This window comes from Conyzicola nivalis (assembly GCF_014639655.1).
GTDB classification, from domain to species: domain Bacteria; phylum Actinomycetota; class Actinomycetes; order Actinomycetales; family Microbacteriaceae; genus Conyzicola; species Conyzicola nivalis.
The window spans coordinates 24503-38900 of sequence record NZ_BMGB01000001.1; the positions used below are offsets into that span (position 1 = coordinate 24503).

At 66.0% G+C, this 14398-nt stretch carries 19 protein-coding genes; 15 read left to right on the forward strand and 4 right to left on the reverse strand.

Features of this window, described 5'->3' with window-relative positions:
- Nucleotides 1-3: 3 nt before the first annotated feature.
- Together IEV96_RS00145 and IEV96_RS00150 are read right to left on the reverse strand one after the other, a co-directional pair.
- A complete protein-coding gene (locus IEV96_RS00145; protein WP_229732873.1) occupies nucleotides 4-1470 on the reverse strand; it encodes an APC family permease in 1467 nt (488 codons plus the stop codon).
- A gap of 95 nt (nucleotides 1471-1565) precedes the next feature.
- Complete coding sequence (locus IEV96_RS00150) at nucleotides 1566-2630, reverse strand: NAD(P)-dependent alcohol dehydrogenase (RefSeq protein ID WP_188508701.1); 1065 nt, start codon at nucleotides 2628-2630, stop codon at nucleotides 1566-1568.
- 44 nt (nucleotides 2631-2674) lie between these two features.
- Between IEV96_RS00150 and IEV96_RS16775 the strand changes: the two genes are divergently transcribed.
- The 3 genes from IEV96_RS16775 (at nucleotide 2675) to IEV96_RS00165 (ending at nucleotide 4530) form a co-directional block, all read left to right on the forward strand.
- Nucleotides 2675-3271, forward strand: a complete 597-nt coding sequence (locus tag IEV96_RS16775) for a TetR/AcrR family transcriptional regulator (protein ID WP_188508702.1) — start codon at nucleotides 2675-2677, stop codon at nucleotides 3269-3271.
- A gap of 88 nt (nucleotides 3272-3359) precedes the next feature.
- The gene (locus IEV96_RS00160) at nucleotides 3360-3815 is read left to right on the forward strand and encodes an iron chaperone (protein ID WP_188508703.1); all 456 of its coding nucleotides are present in this window, start codon (nucleotides 3360-3362) and stop codon (nucleotides 3813-3815) included.
- A 34-nt stretch (nucleotides 3816-3849) separates the two neighbouring features.
- Nucleotides 3850-4530: an NADPH-dependent F420 reductase gene (locus tag IEV96_RS00165; RefSeq protein WP_188508704.1), complete on the forward strand. Its 681-nt coding sequence runs from the start codon at nucleotides 3850-3852 to the stop codon at nucleotides 4528-4530.
- Here the strand turns inward: IEV96_RS00165 and IEV96_RS00170 are convergent.
- Both IEV96_RS00170 and IEV96_RS00175 read right to left on the reverse strand, forming a co-directional pair.
- A complete protein-coding gene (locus tag IEV96_RS00170) occupies nucleotides 4527-5096 on the reverse strand; it encodes a GNAT family N-acetyltransferase (protein WP_188508705.1) in 570 nt (189 codons plus the stop codon). The genes IEV96_RS00165 and IEV96_RS00170 overlap by 4 nt on opposite strands.
- On the reverse strand, nucleotides 5093-6022 hold the full coding sequence (locus tag IEV96_RS00175; protein WP_188508706.1) for a DMT family transporter: 930 nt from the start codon (nucleotides 6020-6022) through the stop codon (nucleotides 5093-5095). Before IEV96_RS00175 ends, IEV96_RS00170 begins: the two co-directional genes overlap by 4 nt.
- 33 nt (nucleotides 6023-6055) lie before the next feature.
- Here IEV96_RS00175 and IEV96_RS00180 point away from each other — a divergent pair, with 33 nt between their 5' ends.
- The 12 genes from IEV96_RS00180 to IEV96_RS00230 all read left to right on the forward strand — a co-directional run bounded on the left by IEV96_RS00180 (nucleotide 6056) and on the right by IEV96_RS00230 (nucleotide 14397).
- Nucleotides 6056-6640 carry a TetR/AcrR family transcriptional regulator gene (locus IEV96_RS00180; RefSeq protein ID WP_188508707.1) on the forward strand — a complete coding sequence of 195 codons (585 nt, stop codon included), beginning with the start codon at nucleotides 6056-6058 and terminating at the stop codon, nucleotides 6638-6640.
- 138 nt (nucleotides 6641-6778) lie between these two features.
- Nucleotides 6779-7462 carry a hypothetical protein gene (locus IEV96_RS16605; protein WP_229732875.1) on the forward strand — a complete coding sequence of 228 codons (684 nt, stop codon included), beginning with the start codon at nucleotides 6779-6781 and terminating at the stop codon, nucleotides 7460-7462.
- Nucleotides 7351-7632: a TNT domain-containing protein gene (locus tag IEV96_RS16820; protein ID WP_373282433.1), complete on the forward strand. Its 282-nt coding sequence runs from the start codon at nucleotides 7351-7353 to the stop codon at nucleotides 7630-7632. The genes IEV96_RS16605 and IEV96_RS16820 overlap by 112 nt, the downstream gene beginning before the upstream one ends.
- 17 nt (nucleotides 7633-7649) lie before the next feature.
- Nucleotides 7650-8018: a hypothetical protein gene (locus IEV96_RS00190; RefSeq protein ID WP_188508709.1), complete on the forward strand. Its 369-nt coding sequence runs from the start codon at nucleotides 7650-7652 to the stop codon at nucleotides 8016-8018.
- Nucleotides 8019-8283: 265 nt separating this feature from the next.
- Entirely contained in the window at nucleotides 8284-8643 is a 360-nt protein-coding gene (locus IEV96_RS00195; RefSeq protein WP_188508710.1) for a hypothetical protein, read from the forward strand.
- Between the two features lie 3 nt (nucleotides 8644-8646).
- A complete protein-coding gene (locus tag IEV96_RS00200) occupies nucleotides 8647-9006 on the forward strand; it encodes a cupin domain-containing protein (RefSeq protein WP_188508711.1) in 360 nt (119 codons plus the stop codon).
- 43 nt (nucleotides 9007-9049) lie between these two features.
- Entirely contained in the window at nucleotides 9050-9280 is a 231-nt protein-coding gene (locus IEV96_RS00205) for a hypothetical protein (RefSeq protein ID WP_188508712.1), read from the forward strand.
- A 59-nt stretch (nucleotides 9281-9339) separates the two neighbouring features.
- Entirely contained in the window at nucleotides 9340-9630 is a 291-nt protein-coding gene (locus IEV96_RS00210) for a hypothetical protein (protein ID WP_188508713.1), read from the forward strand.
- A gap of 48 nt (nucleotides 9631-9678) precedes the next feature.
- Nucleotides 9679-10782, forward strand: a complete 1104-nt coding sequence (locus IEV96_RS00215) for a hypothetical protein (RefSeq protein ID WP_188508714.1) — start codon at nucleotides 9679-9681, stop codon at nucleotides 10780-10782.
- Between the two features lie 52 nt (nucleotides 10783-10834).
- Nucleotides 10835-12418, forward strand: a complete 1584-nt coding sequence (locus tag IEV96_RS00220; protein WP_188508715.1) for an ABC-F family ATP-binding cassette domain-containing protein — start codon at nucleotides 10835-10837, stop codon at nucleotides 12416-12418.
- Nucleotides 12419-12506: 88 nt separating this feature from the next.
- Nucleotides 12507-13019, forward strand: coding sequence for a hypothetical protein (locus tag IEV96_RS00225; RefSeq protein ID WP_188508716.1), 513 nt, complete (start codon nucleotides 12507-12509; stop codon nucleotides 13017-13019).
- Nucleotides 13020-13212: 193 nt separating this feature from the next.
- Entirely contained in the window at nucleotides 13213-14397 is a 1185-nt protein-coding gene (locus tag IEV96_RS00230; RefSeq protein ID WP_229732877.1) for a lipid-transfer protein, read from the forward strand.
- Nucleotide 14398: the final 1 nt, after the last annotated feature.

Genomic DNA, 14398 nt, shown 5'->3' on the forward strand with positions numbered 1-14398 from the left:
GATTCAGAGCTCCTTGCTCGCGGGCGGCGTCTCGACCTGCGTGGCGCGATCCGGACCGGCGGTTGGCGGCTTCTTCTTGCCGAAGAAGTTCTGCACAAGGTAGAGCACGAGCCCGACGGCCAGCAACCCTGCCACCCAGAACAGGGCGTCGGGGTCGTCGATCAGTGTGTAAGCCAGCACGGCGAGGTTGCCGATGATGCCCACGATCAACAGCACGGTGTTCGCCCGGTACGTGTCACTGGTCTCGTCCGACCCGCGCAGCTTGAGGCACGCAACGATCACCAGTGCGTAGATGAAGAGCAGGAAGACCACGGTGATCGTGGCGAGACGGTCGACGATGTCGAGCTGGTCTTCCGCGGGGATGCCGGCCTGACTCGTACGGATCGCAGCGCCGATCACCAACAGCGAGCCGACGATCACGGCACCGAAGATGAGCGCGACGTACGGGCTGCGCCTCGTGGGGTGCACCTTGGAAAAGACCCTCGGCACGACGTTCTCCCTGGCCATGCCGAACAGGATGCGGGACTGGGCGACCACGGTCACCAGCGTCGTGTTGCTGATCGCGATCATCGCGATGATGCCGAAGACGACCAGCATGACACTGGCGGGCACGAAGAAGAGGTCGGCACGGATGACCTCGAGCAGGGTGTTTCCGGCGAGGGTCTCGATCGGCACGGCCAGCGCGGCGGCGATCGACACCAGTACATAGACCACGCCCGCCGTCATCATGCCGCCGATCAGCGCGCGGGGGAAAGCGTGCGAGGGGTCGATGGTCTCCTCGGCCACGTTGGCCGCGTTCTCGAATCCGGTCATGGCGAAGAAGGCGAGCGATACCCCGGCCAGCACGGCCAGGACCGCGGAACCCGCGCCGCCCTCGGTGTTGAACTGGAGAAGCACTGACGGGTCGTTGACCCCCTCGACCAGCGCGACGACGCCGATGATCACGACGATGATGAGGCCGCTGATCTCGATGAAGGTCATGATCACGTTCGCCACCACCGACTCGGTGATGCCGATCAGGTTGATGATCGTGATCAAGGCGATGAACGCGAGAGCGATGAAGGTTGCCGCCCAGATGGCGTCCTCCGGGAGCCCGATCAGGCCGCTGAAGTAGCGCACAAAGCCGGCGGCGAGCGATCCCACCGCCGCCATGTTGGCCGAGAGCATGCAGATGGTGATGAAGAACGTCAGCGCCGGATTGCGGAACGCTTTGTGGATGTAGAGCGACGCTCCGGCGGCCTGCGGGTACTTGGTGACCAACTCGGCGTAAGCGAGGCCGGTGATCGTGGCGATTGCCACCCCGGCAAGGAACGCCATCCAGAAGGCTCCACCCACGGCGGCCGCGACAAGGCCGACGAGAACGTAGATTCCGGAACCGAGCACGTCGCCGACGACGTAGAAATACAACTGTTTGGCCGTGATCGAGCGCTTCAGCTCACCGTGCTGGACAACGTCTGTTTCGGTTGGCATCACCATTTCGCAACGATAGGGCAATCGGAACACGAGGTGAATAGTTTTATTTGGCCTTGCGTCCTGCCTTTTTAGCGGGACCACACCCTCGGAAGCTACTTCTCTGGAGAGGTCAGGTCGTCGATATCACGCATGTCGAGCACAAAACGGTAGCGCACGTCGTTGCGGGCGAGACGTTCCAGGGCGATCGCGACGTCTGCGGCCGATACCACCTCGACGTCGGCCACCACGTCGTGCTCGCCACAGAAGTCGAGCAGTTCCTGGGTGAAACGGTGACCGCCGCTGCCTCCCGAAGCGAGGCGTTTGCGTCCAACCAGGAGCGCGAGGGTCTGCACGGTCACGGGCCCGAGGTAGCCCAGGAGGAATAGGGTGCCGTCGAGATCGAGTGTCGAGAGGTAGGGCTCGAGTTCGTGGTCGACCGAGACGGTGTCGATGATCACGTCGACGCTGCCCGAGCTCGCCTCCATCGCCGCGGGATCCGTCGACACCACGACACGGCTGGCGCCGAGCGCTTTCGCGTCGTCCGCCTTCGCGGCGGTCGTGGTGAAGACGGTGACGTCCGCCCCCAGCGCGCGTCCGAGTCGCACGGCCAGATGGCCGAGCCCGCCGAGCCCGACGACCCCGAGCCGCGTTCCCGGTCCCACCCCCGCGACGCGGAGCGGCTCCCACACGGTCACGCCGGCGCACATGAGAGGGGCGACCGCGGCGGGGTCGAGAGCGGCCGGACGGTGGTAGACGAAGTGCTCCTGAACCACGTAGCGACCGGAGTAGGCCCCGTCGGTCGTCGTGCCGTCGCCGCGGTCCCTGCCGCCGTAGGTCAGGGTGGGGAATTCTTCGCAGAAGTTCTCCTGGCCCGCGAGGCACATGCGGCACGCTCCGCAGGAGTCGACGATGTTGCCGACCGCGACCGGATCGCCGACGGAGAAGGATGTCACGGAGTCGCCCACCGCTACCACCTCGCCGACGAACTCGTGACCGGGAACAAGCGGGAAAGAACCGCCCGCCTCGGCTGGAGTGTGGATGGCGTGCAGGTCGCTGTGGCAGACGCCGCAGAACGTGACGCGGATGTCGACGTCGCCGGGTCGGAGATCCCGCCGCTGAATCCGGACGGGGAGGAGGGGAGCGTCGACGTGCGCGGCGCGGAGGGCTGTGGTTTCCATGCCGCCATACTACCTACTAGTTGGTAGTAACGTAAGCTCAGACCATGACATCCGCGAATGAAACACGCAGCCGCATCCTCGCCGCAGCAACGGCCGAGTTCGCAGCGCGCGGCATCGCCGGCGCGCGCGTCGATCGCATCGCGGCATCATCCGGCGCCAGCAAACCCATGCTGTACGCCTACTTCGGCGGCAAAGAGCAGCTGTTCGAGGCCGTCTTCACCGACCATGTCATCGCGAACAGCGATCGGGTTCCGTTCACGGCGGACGACCTGCCGGGCTACGCCGTGCGGCTGTACGACGACTATCTGGCCGACCCCGACCTCCTGCGGCTCATCGCCTGGAAACGATTGGAGCGCGTCCCCGAGGGGTACCTCTACGTGGGGCTCGAGGGAAACGACGAGGAGCATCTCCGCGACATCGTGGTGCAGCAGCAGAACGGTTCCATCCGCTCCGACCTGGATCCGCGAGACGTCTGGTCGCTGCTGATCTCGCTGTCGTCGACATGGGCGCAGGCGGCGGTGACGGAGGTCGCCGGCACGACCGACCCGGAGGCGGTACACGAACGTCGCAAAACGGCTCTGGCCGAAACGGTGCGGACGGGGCTCTGTGCCGCGACCGCCGCAACGGCCGTGACGGCCTAGCTGTGCTGCCGGGTCTTTTCGTTGCGCCGTAACCGCCGCAGCGGGAAAATGGCCGCAGAGCCCCTACTCGACGAGGAGAGCAGCCGCCATGAGCGAAGCGAAGAAGCCAGCCACCGACGAATCATCCGGAGTCTTCACCGCCGAGGAGAAGGCGGCGATGAAGGAGCGGGCGAACGAGGTCAAGGCCGAGAAAAAACGCGGCAAGGGTAAAGAGAGCGACGAACAGGCCGTGCTCGCGAAGATCGCCGAGCTGACCGAGCCCGACCGATCACTCGCCGCGCGACTGCACGAGATCATCCTCGAGGCGGCCCCCGACCTCGCGCCGAAGACCTGGTACGGCATGCCCGGGTACGCCAAAGACGGCAAGGTGCTCGTGTTCTTCCAAGGGGCCGACAAGTTCAAGACGCGGTACGCGACCCTCGGTTTCAACGACAGCGCGAAACTCGACGACGGCAGCATGTGGCCGAACGCCTACGCGCTCACCGAGCTGACCGCCGCGGACGAGGCGACGATCGCCGAGCTGGTCAAGAAGGCCGTGCGCTAGGAATACCGAGGCCATTTCGGGCGTTGTCGCGAGCATGACAACGCCTCCCACGATCGGAATCCTCGGCGCCGGCAAGGTCGGTACCATTCTCGCCCGCCTCGCCCTGCTCGCCGGTTACCGGGTTCTGATCGCTGGGTCAGGCAAGCCGCAGCGGATCAGTCTCATCGTCGATGTGCTCGCTCCGGGGGCGAAGGCCGTGACCGGGGAAGAGGTGGCGCTGCACTCCGACGTCGTGATTCTGGCGCTGCCGCTCGGCAAGCTGGAATCCGTTCCGGCGCGGGCGCTCGACGGAAAGCTCGTGATCGACGCGATGAACTACTGGTGGGAGACCGACGGCGTGCGTGACGACCTGCTCGACCCGCGCACGTCGACGAGCGAGATCGTGCAGTCGTTCTTGACCGGGTCGACGGTCGTGAAGGCGTTCAACCACATGGGCTATCACGACCTCGACGAGGGCTACCGTCCCCACGGTGCATCCGACCGCCGCGCGATCGCGGTCGCAGGCGACGACGTCGAGGCGGTGCGCGAGGTCGCGGCGATCGTCGACGCGCTCGGTTTCGACCCGCTGACCATCGCGAGCCTGGCCGACGGCGTGCTGCTGCAGCCGGGCAACCCGGCGTTCGGCGCCAACCTCTCGCTCGACGAGCTGCGCGCGCTCGTCGAGGCCTTCCCCGCCTCCGAGCAGGGTCGCGCGCTCGCCGCGGCCCGCGCCTAGAGGCCCAGCCGCATCAGGATGCGGGGAATGCCGCCCGACACCGACTCGGTGTCTGCCGCCTTGCTGAATCCGGCGCGTTCGAACATGCCGCGCGTTCCCACGAACGCCATGGTCTGGTCGACCTTCTTCCCCGCGTTGTCGACGGGGCAGCTCTCGACCGCGGGTGCTCCGGATGCGCGCGCGTAGTCGACGGCGCCGTCGATGAGAGCGGCCGTGATTCCCTGCCCCCTGTGGCCGGGCCGCACGCGGAGGCACCAGACGGACCAGACCGGTAGATCGTCGATGTGCGGGATCTTGCGCGAGTGCTCGATCGGGTACAGGTCGGAGCGTGGGGCGACACCGCCCCAGCCGACGACCTCGCCGTCGAGGTGCGCGAGAACCCCGGGCGCGATGGTGCGCCGGGTGAGGTCTCGCACCTTTTCGGCGCGTGCGGCGCCCACGAGAGCTCGGTTCTCCTTCGAACCCAGCCGCCAGGAAAGGCACCAGCACACCGACGACTCGGGCTTCTTCGGGCCGAGCATCGTCGCTATGCCGTCGAAGTCGTGGGCGGGTGTCACCTCGATCATGCGGCGATCTTAGGGCGGTCGTCCGAGGCGGTTAAGACCTTGCGTTCTGCGACCAGCACGATCGTGACCGCGGCCGCGCTAACGACGAACCCGAGCGCGGTGAGCGCGGAGAACTCTTCGCCGAGCAGAACCGCGCCCGCCACGGCGGTCGTCGGCGCCACCGCGAACAGCAGCGCGTTGAGCGAGGTCACACCGATGCGCCGGATCAGCCACCAGTAGAGGGCGTAGGCCGCGAGTGACGGCACGAACGCCGTGAAAGCGGTCGTCGCCCAGAAGGCGGCGGAAACAGGCGGCGCGGCGTTTCCCGTCGCGAGAGCCACACCGGCGAGTACGACGACAACTACGGCGACATGGATGGTCAGGGTCGTGAGGATCGGCAGGTCGTTCGGCCTGCGCCGGTCGATGAACGTCGCCGCGATCAGGCACAGCATGGCCAGCGCGGGCAGCGCGTAGGCGAGGGGCGGGGCCTCGCCGCCCAGCTGTGAGCCGACGACGAGGGCGACCCCGACGACTCCGAGCGCGAGGCCGGCCCACGATGCGCCGCGCACCCGCAGCCCGAGGATCGGGCCGACCAGCGTCGCGACGACGAGGGGCTGCACGGCGTCGATCAGCGCCGTCGTGCCTGTGCTGATCCCGGCGGCGACCGACGCGTAGACGAAGACGACGTAGCCGAGCTGCGAGAACGCGCCCACGGTTGCCTGCCGGCGCAGGTCCGCGGCGCGCAGGCCGCGGAGGGCTCCGGTCGCGGCGCACGCCGCGATCAGGACGACCGCCAGCAACAGATAGCGCCAGAGCAGGAGCGTCCACATCGACCCGTCGACCGTCGCCACCTTCGCCGCGACGAAGCCCGAGCTCCACGACAGCACGAAGGCGACGGCGGCCGCTACCGTGACGACGCGGCGAGGTATACAGGTCGGTATAGTCATCGCCTCGACTATACAGGTCGGTATACTCGTGCCATGACCGCTCCCGTGCCGCAGCTCGCCCCACTCACCCCCGGCGCTCGCCGCGTGCTCGATGCCGCGAGCGCCCTCTTCTACGAGCGCGGAATCCACGCCGTCGGCGTCGACACCATCTCCGAAGCGGCCGGGGTGTCGAAGAAGACGCTTTACGACCGTTTCGGCTCGAAGGACGCGCTGGTCGTCGCCTACCTGCAGCATCGCGACGCGCGCTGGCGGGCGCACCTCGACGGGGCTCTCGCCGCGGTACCCGAGCCGGGTGTCTCCCGCGTGCTCGCGGTCTTCGACGCCGCGATCTCGTGGAGCGAAGACAACAGCCCCAAGGGGTGCAGCGCCATCAACGCGCGCGCCGAGGTGAGCGACGACGACGGCGCGCAGTCCGTCTTCCCGGAGGTGACCAGACAGAAGGTATGGCTGCTCGACCTCTTTGCCGAGCTGTGTGCGGATGCCGGAGTCGCCGACCCGGTCGGCACGGCGCAGACCTTGACGCTGCTTTACGAAGGCGCGATCGTCACCGTCGGCATGCACACCTTCGCCGAGCCGTTGGAGCGCGCGCGCACGGTCGCGCGCCGACTGCTCGCCTAGAGAGAGTCCCCGGTAAGGAATCGTTGGCCTATCCGCCGAGCCCATGTAAGTTCTAACTAATGGATCCTCAATCTTCCCCGTGGGGATCGGCCGACGACATGATCGCCCGCGTCAACGAGCAGAACCTGGGCGGATGCGATGGCCGTCGGACTGCAGATCGCTTCGACGATCGTCAAGATCGTGCACGACCTGGTGCGCGACGCCATCGCCCAGGTCGTCGGTTCCGTCGTCTCGTATGCGGCGACTCTTGTGGTGACTGCCGGCCTCGCGACGCCGCTCGTGATCGAGCAGGTTGCGACTCGGGTCGCATCACTCGTCGGACGTATCGGCAAGACCATCACCCAGCTTCTCTCCTCTGGCAAGCAGCTCTCGAAGCTGCTCGATAGCCTGCAGGCGCTGTTCAAGAAGGCGAAGGACCTGTTTGACGGGGTGATCCCGGGCGGTCTAGCGCGCCGAAGACGCCGAAGCCGGTCGATCCCGCACCGCGACATCGCGTCCTTGATCCCAGGAAGACCCAGGTTCTACGGAAGAAGATGGAGGAGTGGCAGGCACGTGGAGGGCCTGGATACGATCCCACGAGCGGCCTTGGCTGGGATGCGTTTCTCGACAAGTACCTGGTCGGATTCAACTCCGAGGGGATCCCCGAATGGCGGTGGCCAGATCAATACCCTCACGGTTTCGATTCCGCGGGCGGCTCACGAAACACCCTCATGCAGGGCGATACGATCAACCGTCTCGCGCCCCCAAACTCGAAGAAAGGAAGCTTCGCGGCCCCGCCGGGGACTTCCTTTCCAGAGATGGGGCTGCCACCGGATCGTCTGAACCCGTCGTGGAACACAACTGAGTATGTAGTGGTGCAGAAGTTGCCGCCCGAAGTGTTGGAAGGCGTGACGGAGTCAGCTTTTGGACAAAGTGGGGGTGGAGTGCAGTATTTCTTCCCCAAAGGTATCCAGTGGTACGTCGACAACCATTACCTTGATGTCCTGCCATAAACGTTAGGGAGTTACCAATGAAGTTCGATGAACTTTCAGCCCGGGTGAAGGATCGGTTTCCGAACCCCGAGTATCTTTTGACCTGGTATACGGGCGAGTATTTCGAGGCAGATAATGCGATCGTTCCGCTATCCGATGGGCGTTTCACTGTGTATCACGCCTCGGGCCGGGGCGGTTTCTCGGAAGAGTTCGATTCCGAGGGCCGACCGAGAATCTTCGAGAGCGAGGACATGGTTTGCGACTTTGTGTGGGCGGAGCTGACGACGCCACGTTCGGCAGACACGCTAGCGTCGCCTATCTCGCCAGAGGTGAAGGCGTCTCGCGCTGATGAGCAGCGCCGACGGATTTTGGCGAAGCGTGCGGGGCCAATTCGGCCAGCGAGATGATTTCCGAGCGTGACAACCTCTGATTCGAGGTGAGATCGATGCGCACCGGCGAGCACATCACACGCGTGGGCCGCGCCCCATGGCCGCTGCGTGGAGTGAGCACGACGAGATCCTTCTGCAGAAACTAGGATGGAACCGCGGCACCCCGATCCGGGGGCTCAAGCCGTTGGAGTAAGCGGCTACACTGGCATACGATCGGCTCATTTGAGACAGTGCAGACCAGAGACGTGGCAGCGAGATGAGATATCAAGACCTCGTCGCGCGGGTGGAACAGCTCGGGCCGCGGGTCGGCTACACGATCAGCTGGTATGACGGCGTCTACTCCGAGGCTAACTACACCATCGTGCCCCTCGCCGATGGGAAATTTACCGTCTACCGCCCGTCAGGACGCGGCTCGAACTTTCCCGATCATGATTTCGACGGCCGCGAGGTGGTCTTCGATTCTGAGGACGCGGCCTGCGACTACGTCTGGGCGAAGATCACCCATCCGAAGCCGGAGCCGGAGCCGGAGCCGAAGAAATTCACGATGCCCTCTGCGGCGGAACTCGCCGAACAGCGACGAGTTGCATTCGCGAACCTGGGCATTGCCGATCCACGGCTCGCGCGTCGCGAGGATGGCCTGTGACAGATGAAATTCGGCGAACTACAGCGACGGGTGCACGAAGAGATCCCGAAATTGCGCCGGGCGCTGGTTTGGTTCAATCCTGACGAGGTGACGAATGCGGCGTATGTCATCGTGCCCATGACTGACGGCCGATTCACGATTTACCACCCATCGGGACGCGGCGAGTACTACCAGGACCTCGCCCCCGATGGCGAGCCGCGCGTCTTTGCGAATGAGGACGACGTCTGCGACTTCGTCTGGACTGAACTGCATGCACCGAAGCTGCCGGAGCGAGTTCTCCGGCAGCAAACGCCGGAAGAAGCAGCCGATCAAAAACGACGTTTCGAGGAAAGCATGCGCAACGCGCGTAAGTCGGAACCCTAGGCTTACGTCTGAGCGAAAGACGACCCGACTTTGGAGACGCGAAATGCAACCACGCGACGAGTTCTTTTCGCGCGTTGAGCGCTATTCGCTCGGGGTCGACGAGGAATCCGGGCGCCTCTATGCGTCCTTTCCCGTCAACAGCAGTGCCGTGGGCTACGAGGAGTATTACGAGCTGACCGACGACCAGTATCGGCGTTGCATGGCAGATAGCACTGTCGCGTTAGCGTTCGTGGAGGAGTGCCGCCGGCACGAGCATGACGAGCTACTTCTATAAAAGCCAGGTTGGAACAGGGGTATTCCTGTCTAACCGGCGTCTGTGGATGGGAACTGAGAATGAAGCTGCAGCCACGCGATGAGTGCTCCTCCCGCGAGAACCTCTACTCGCTCGGAGTAGATGAGATGTCGGGGCGCCGCTATGCGTCTCTGCCCGTCACCATCGGTGTCGTCGACTACGACGAGTACTACGAGTTGACCGACGACGAATACGCTCGGTTCATGGCCGACCCCGCCAGCACGGCGGCGTTTATCGAGGAGTGCCGTCGGCACGAGCACGATGAGCTCCTCATGCAGAAGCCGGGGTGGAACCGGGGCACCCCGATTCGTCGGCTCAAGCCGTTGAAGTAGGTGTCGCGCGGGCTGAGCGTGACGACCTCGACTATTTAAGGTAGACACATGCTCATCGAAGAACTCGTGACGCGTGTGAACGCGACGCTGGAGCACCCCGAGTACGCGGTGACGTGGTTTCAGCAGGGCCAGTACTCGGACACCAATTACACGATCGTGCCGTTGCCGGGCGGCCAGTTCGCACTCCATCGCCCCACGGGGCGCGGAGGCAACTATCTCGACCGTGACTACGACCACGGCGGACGTCCGAGGATCTTCCACTCCGAAGACGCCGTGTGTGATTACGTCTGGGAGCAGTTGACGAAGACCCGGCCGCCGACCGAGACCGCGAGCCTGCCGCCGGCGGAGGAGCTGGCGCAGCTGCGGCTGAAACTCCTCCCCGGCGGATCACCAGACGATCCCGGCACCCCGCTCGGGCCGGTTCGCTCGCGGCCGTACCCGAAGGCGCTGCGTCCGCTCGCGCAACTGGGCTGGACGTGCCTTGCGGCGGTCTGGGGCGCCGCGACGGTCTCTCTGGTCGTGTCGCTGGCGCCGGGGGAGCACGGCCCTTCGCCCTCCGTGTTCTTTGTGATCGCGACATCCTTCTGCGTCGCCCTCGTCACGTGGATCGGGGCGATCGTCGGGTTGCTGGTGACCGCGCGATCCCTGAGTGCAGTGGTGGTCTTTGTGGCGAATGCAGCGTTCGCCGCACTGGGCGGGGCGCTGACGGTGATCGTGGGCGGATTCGGCCTGGGGTGGGCGCGTGAGTCCTTCTGGCCGTGGGTGAACGGCGGGGCACTGGTCCCCGCGCTCGTCGTCGCCGTGGTCGTACGGGCGCTGGGCGCGAGCGCAGCGAAGCGCCGATACGTCGACGTCGAGGGAATGGTGGCGCGCCTTGAGCGCACCGTCCCCGAGATGCGAGGCCAGATGGAGCGTTACCGCGCCGACGCGAGGCCGCAGGGCCGAATCGGCATCTCGCCGCTCGAGACCGGCGGTTTCGCCGTCTACCGCCGCAACGACGATCGCGACGGGTGGAGCCGAGCGGCCGACAGCGCCGGAGCGCCGATCGTTCTGGACGACGAGGCAGCGGTGAGCCAATTCGTCCAGGACGAGGGGGCCGCGCTCACCGCGCCGAAACCTCCGACACCGTCCGGGCCGGGTGTGGGCGGGTAACCTGTAGGTCGCTGAGCCTGTCGAAGCGCATCACCCTCGAGAGGACCCCGGCATGAGCCTGATCAGACTGCACGACGTCGAAGTGCGCTTCGAGAAAACCCCGGTGCTGCGCGAGGCCTTCTTCCGCCTCGAGACCGGCGACCGGGTCGGTCTGATCGGTCGCAATGGTTCCGGCAAGTCGACGCTGCTGAAGCTCGTGCTGGAACAGGTGACCGCCGACTCCGGCACCGTCACGGTCGAAGACGGCCTGAAGCTGGGCTACTTCTCCCAGTTCTCCGAACTGAACGGCGCGTCATCCATCACCCAGGTCCTCGATGCTCTCTTCGTCGACATCAAGGCGACCGAAGCGGAACTCGCCGAGATCGACGCGACCATCGCCGCCGACCCGAACGCCGACCTCGACGCGATCATCCTGCGCCAGAGCGAGCTGTTCGAGCGCATGGACCATCTCGGCGGCTGGGACTACACCCGCCGTATCGACACGGCCCTCACCACCCTCGGCTTCACCGAGGCCCACCGCGTCTGCCCGATCGACGACCTCTCGGGCGGCTGGCGCAACCGTGCGGCCCTCGCCAAGATCGTGCTCGAGCAGCCCGACGTGCTTCTTCTCGACGAACCGACCAACTATCTGGATGTCGCGGGGGTCGAGTGGCTCGAAGCGTGGTTCCGCGACTTCCGCGGTGCCGCCATCATCGTGTCGCACGACCGCAAGTTCCTCGACTCCGTGGTCACCCGCATCATCGAGGTCGAGAACTTCCACCTGCACGAGTACCCGGGTAATTTCGCGGAGTACGTCGTGCAGAAGCAGTTCCGGCTGAAGACCCTCGAGGCGCAGTTCCAGCACGAGAACGAGCTGCTCGCCTTCGAGGCCGAGGGCATCTCCGACCGGCGCGAGGCCGCGAAGGCCGCGAGCAAAGGACTCGACAAGCAGCTCTCGAACATCAAGAAGTCCCGCGCGCCGCGCCCGGTCGACCAGATCATCACCGAGATCTACGGCGGCCTGCACGTGAAAGACGTGCTGTGCCGGGTCGAGTCGCTCAGCAAGAGCTACGGCGACAAGCAGCTTTTCACCGACCTCACCCTCGAGATCCGCCGCGGCAACCGCATCGTTGTGCTCGGCTCGAACGGCAGCGGCAAGACGACCCTGCTGCGCGTGCTCACCGGCGAGGAGAAGGCCGACCACGGGCGGGCCGACTGGGCTGCCGGCGCCAAGATCGTCTCCTACAACCAGATGCTCGAAGACCTGGATGACACGGATACGGTCACCCACGCGGTGAACGCCCTCCCCGACAGCCTGGCCCTCACGGCCACACGCAAATCGGTCGGCCGCTTCCTGTCGATGTTCCAGTTCTCCGAGGCCGACCTCAAGAGCCGCATCGGCACCCTGTCGGGAGGTCAGCGGGCCCGGGTCGCCATGGCGCAGTGCCTGCTCTCCGGTGCATCCGTTCTCCTCCTCGACGAACCGACCAACCACCTCGACATGGCGAGCACCCAGGTGATGGAACGTGCCCTCGTGCACTTTCCCGGCGCCGTGGTGGTGGTGAGCCACGACCGGTTCTTCACCGACAAGATCGCGAACCGGCAGCTGGTGTTCGATGCCGCCGCGCCCGGGGTGATCGACGTGCGCGCGGTCTGACCTGGAGCACAAGCAGCGCGATAGCCTCTCTGCCATGGGAAAGTCGATCGTCAAAGCGTTACGGACCGCGTTGGCCGACGCGGTGCCAGTGAGCGTGCCGCGTGCACGGCTAAAGAAGAGCGAGACGATCGACGGATATGTCGTCGAAGTCGGTGAGCACTGGGTGGTCGTCGCCGCCACCTCGCACGTCGTCTACCTCGACGGCTGGGAGGTGCTGCGCATCCGTGACATCTCAGAGGTGGAGGTAGCTGGCAAGCAGGCGCGGCGGTACAGCGACCGGGCTCTCGCGTCACTGGGCACACCGCCGTCTAAGCCGACAGGGTTGAGCGTGTCGCACGGCGGCCGGAAAGAAGTTCTACGCAGCGCGCTCGAATCCGCGCCCATCGTTTCCGTGCACAGCGAGAAGAAGTACCCCGACTCGCTCTGGGTCGGTCGTGTTCTCGGCTACCGTGGCGAAAAGTTCGGCCTACAACCCATCGACTCGAACGGCGTCTGGGAAGAACACGATCGATCGTTCACGTTGGCCGAGATCTCCCGCGTCACGATCGGCGGGCGATACAACGACGCTCTGCAGAAGTTCGGCGACCCACGGCCCGAGTAGCCGCCACCGACGGCGCCATCGTCGCGATCCTGAAGGACCTCACGGTCGCGGGCAGCGGCTTGCGCGCCATCTCGGGACATGCGCTACAGCGCGCCGTGGCGCGGACGTCCCAAAATGTAGCGCAAACGAGCGCGCCCTAGCCATTCGCGCGGCATCGTGCTGAGCTAGGGGCATAACCGACGAAGGAGTCGACTTGCCGCACGCACGCATAGCCGGGGTCGGGATGGTGCCGTTCGCCACGCCGCGCACCGCGCCGCCCGTTCTCGACATGGCCGAGGGGGCGATCCGGGCGGCGCTCGCCGACTCGGGGCTCGAGTTTACGGCCGTGCAACAGGCCTATGCCGGCTACGTCTATGGCGACTCCACCTCGGGGCAGGCGGCGATCTACCGGGTCGGGGCCACCGGCATCCCCATCGTCAACGTGAATAACAACTGCTCGACGGGGTCGACGGCGTTGTGGCTCGCGCGGCAGGCGGTCGAGAGCGGCGAGGCGGACTGCGTGCTCGCGGTGGGCTTCGAGCAGATGCAGCGCGGCGCGATCCAGTCGCACTGGACCGACAGGCCGAGCCCGTTCGATATGTTTCAGGATGTCGCGGACGCCACCCAGGGCAAGAACCCGGGTGTGCCGATCGCAGCGCAGTGGTTCGGCGGCGCGGGGCAGCAGTACGCGGAGCGCTGGGGCGTGGGGCCGGAGACCTTCGCGGCCGTGTCGGTGAAGTCGCGCCTGCACGCGGTGGGCAATCCCTACGCGGTATTCCGCGAGCCGGTCACCGTGGAGCAGGTGCTCGCGTCCGACCACGTGTTCGGCCCGCTCACCCGGCTGCAGTGCTGCCCGCCGACGTGCGGTGCGGCGGCAGCGATCGTCTGCTCGGAGGAGTTCGCGCGAGCCAACGGGATCGACGCGAGCGTGCGCATCCGGGCCCAGGCGATGACCACCGACACCCCGCAGACCTTCGGTGGCGACCTGGTCGACCTCGTCGGCTACGGCATGGCGCAGTCGGCCGCGCGGCAGGTCTACGAGAAAAGCGGGGTCGACCCGCTCGACCTGAGGGTCGTCGAACTGCACGACTGCTTCACGTCGAACGAGATCCTGTCGTACGAGGCCCTCGGGCTGACCGGGCCGGGCACTGCCGCGCAGTTCGTCGCCGACGGCGACAACACCTACGGCGGCCGGGTGGTCACCAACCCCTCGGGCGGGCTGCTCTCGAAGGGCCACCCGCTCGGCGCTTCCGGACTGGCTCAGTGCGCCGAATTGGTCTGGCAGCTGCGCGGCCAGGCCGGCGCGCGCCAGGTCGACGACGTCACCGTCGCGCTGCAGCACAATATCGGCATCGGGGGAGCGGCCGTGGTCACGCTCTACGAGGCCGTCGCGTCGTAGG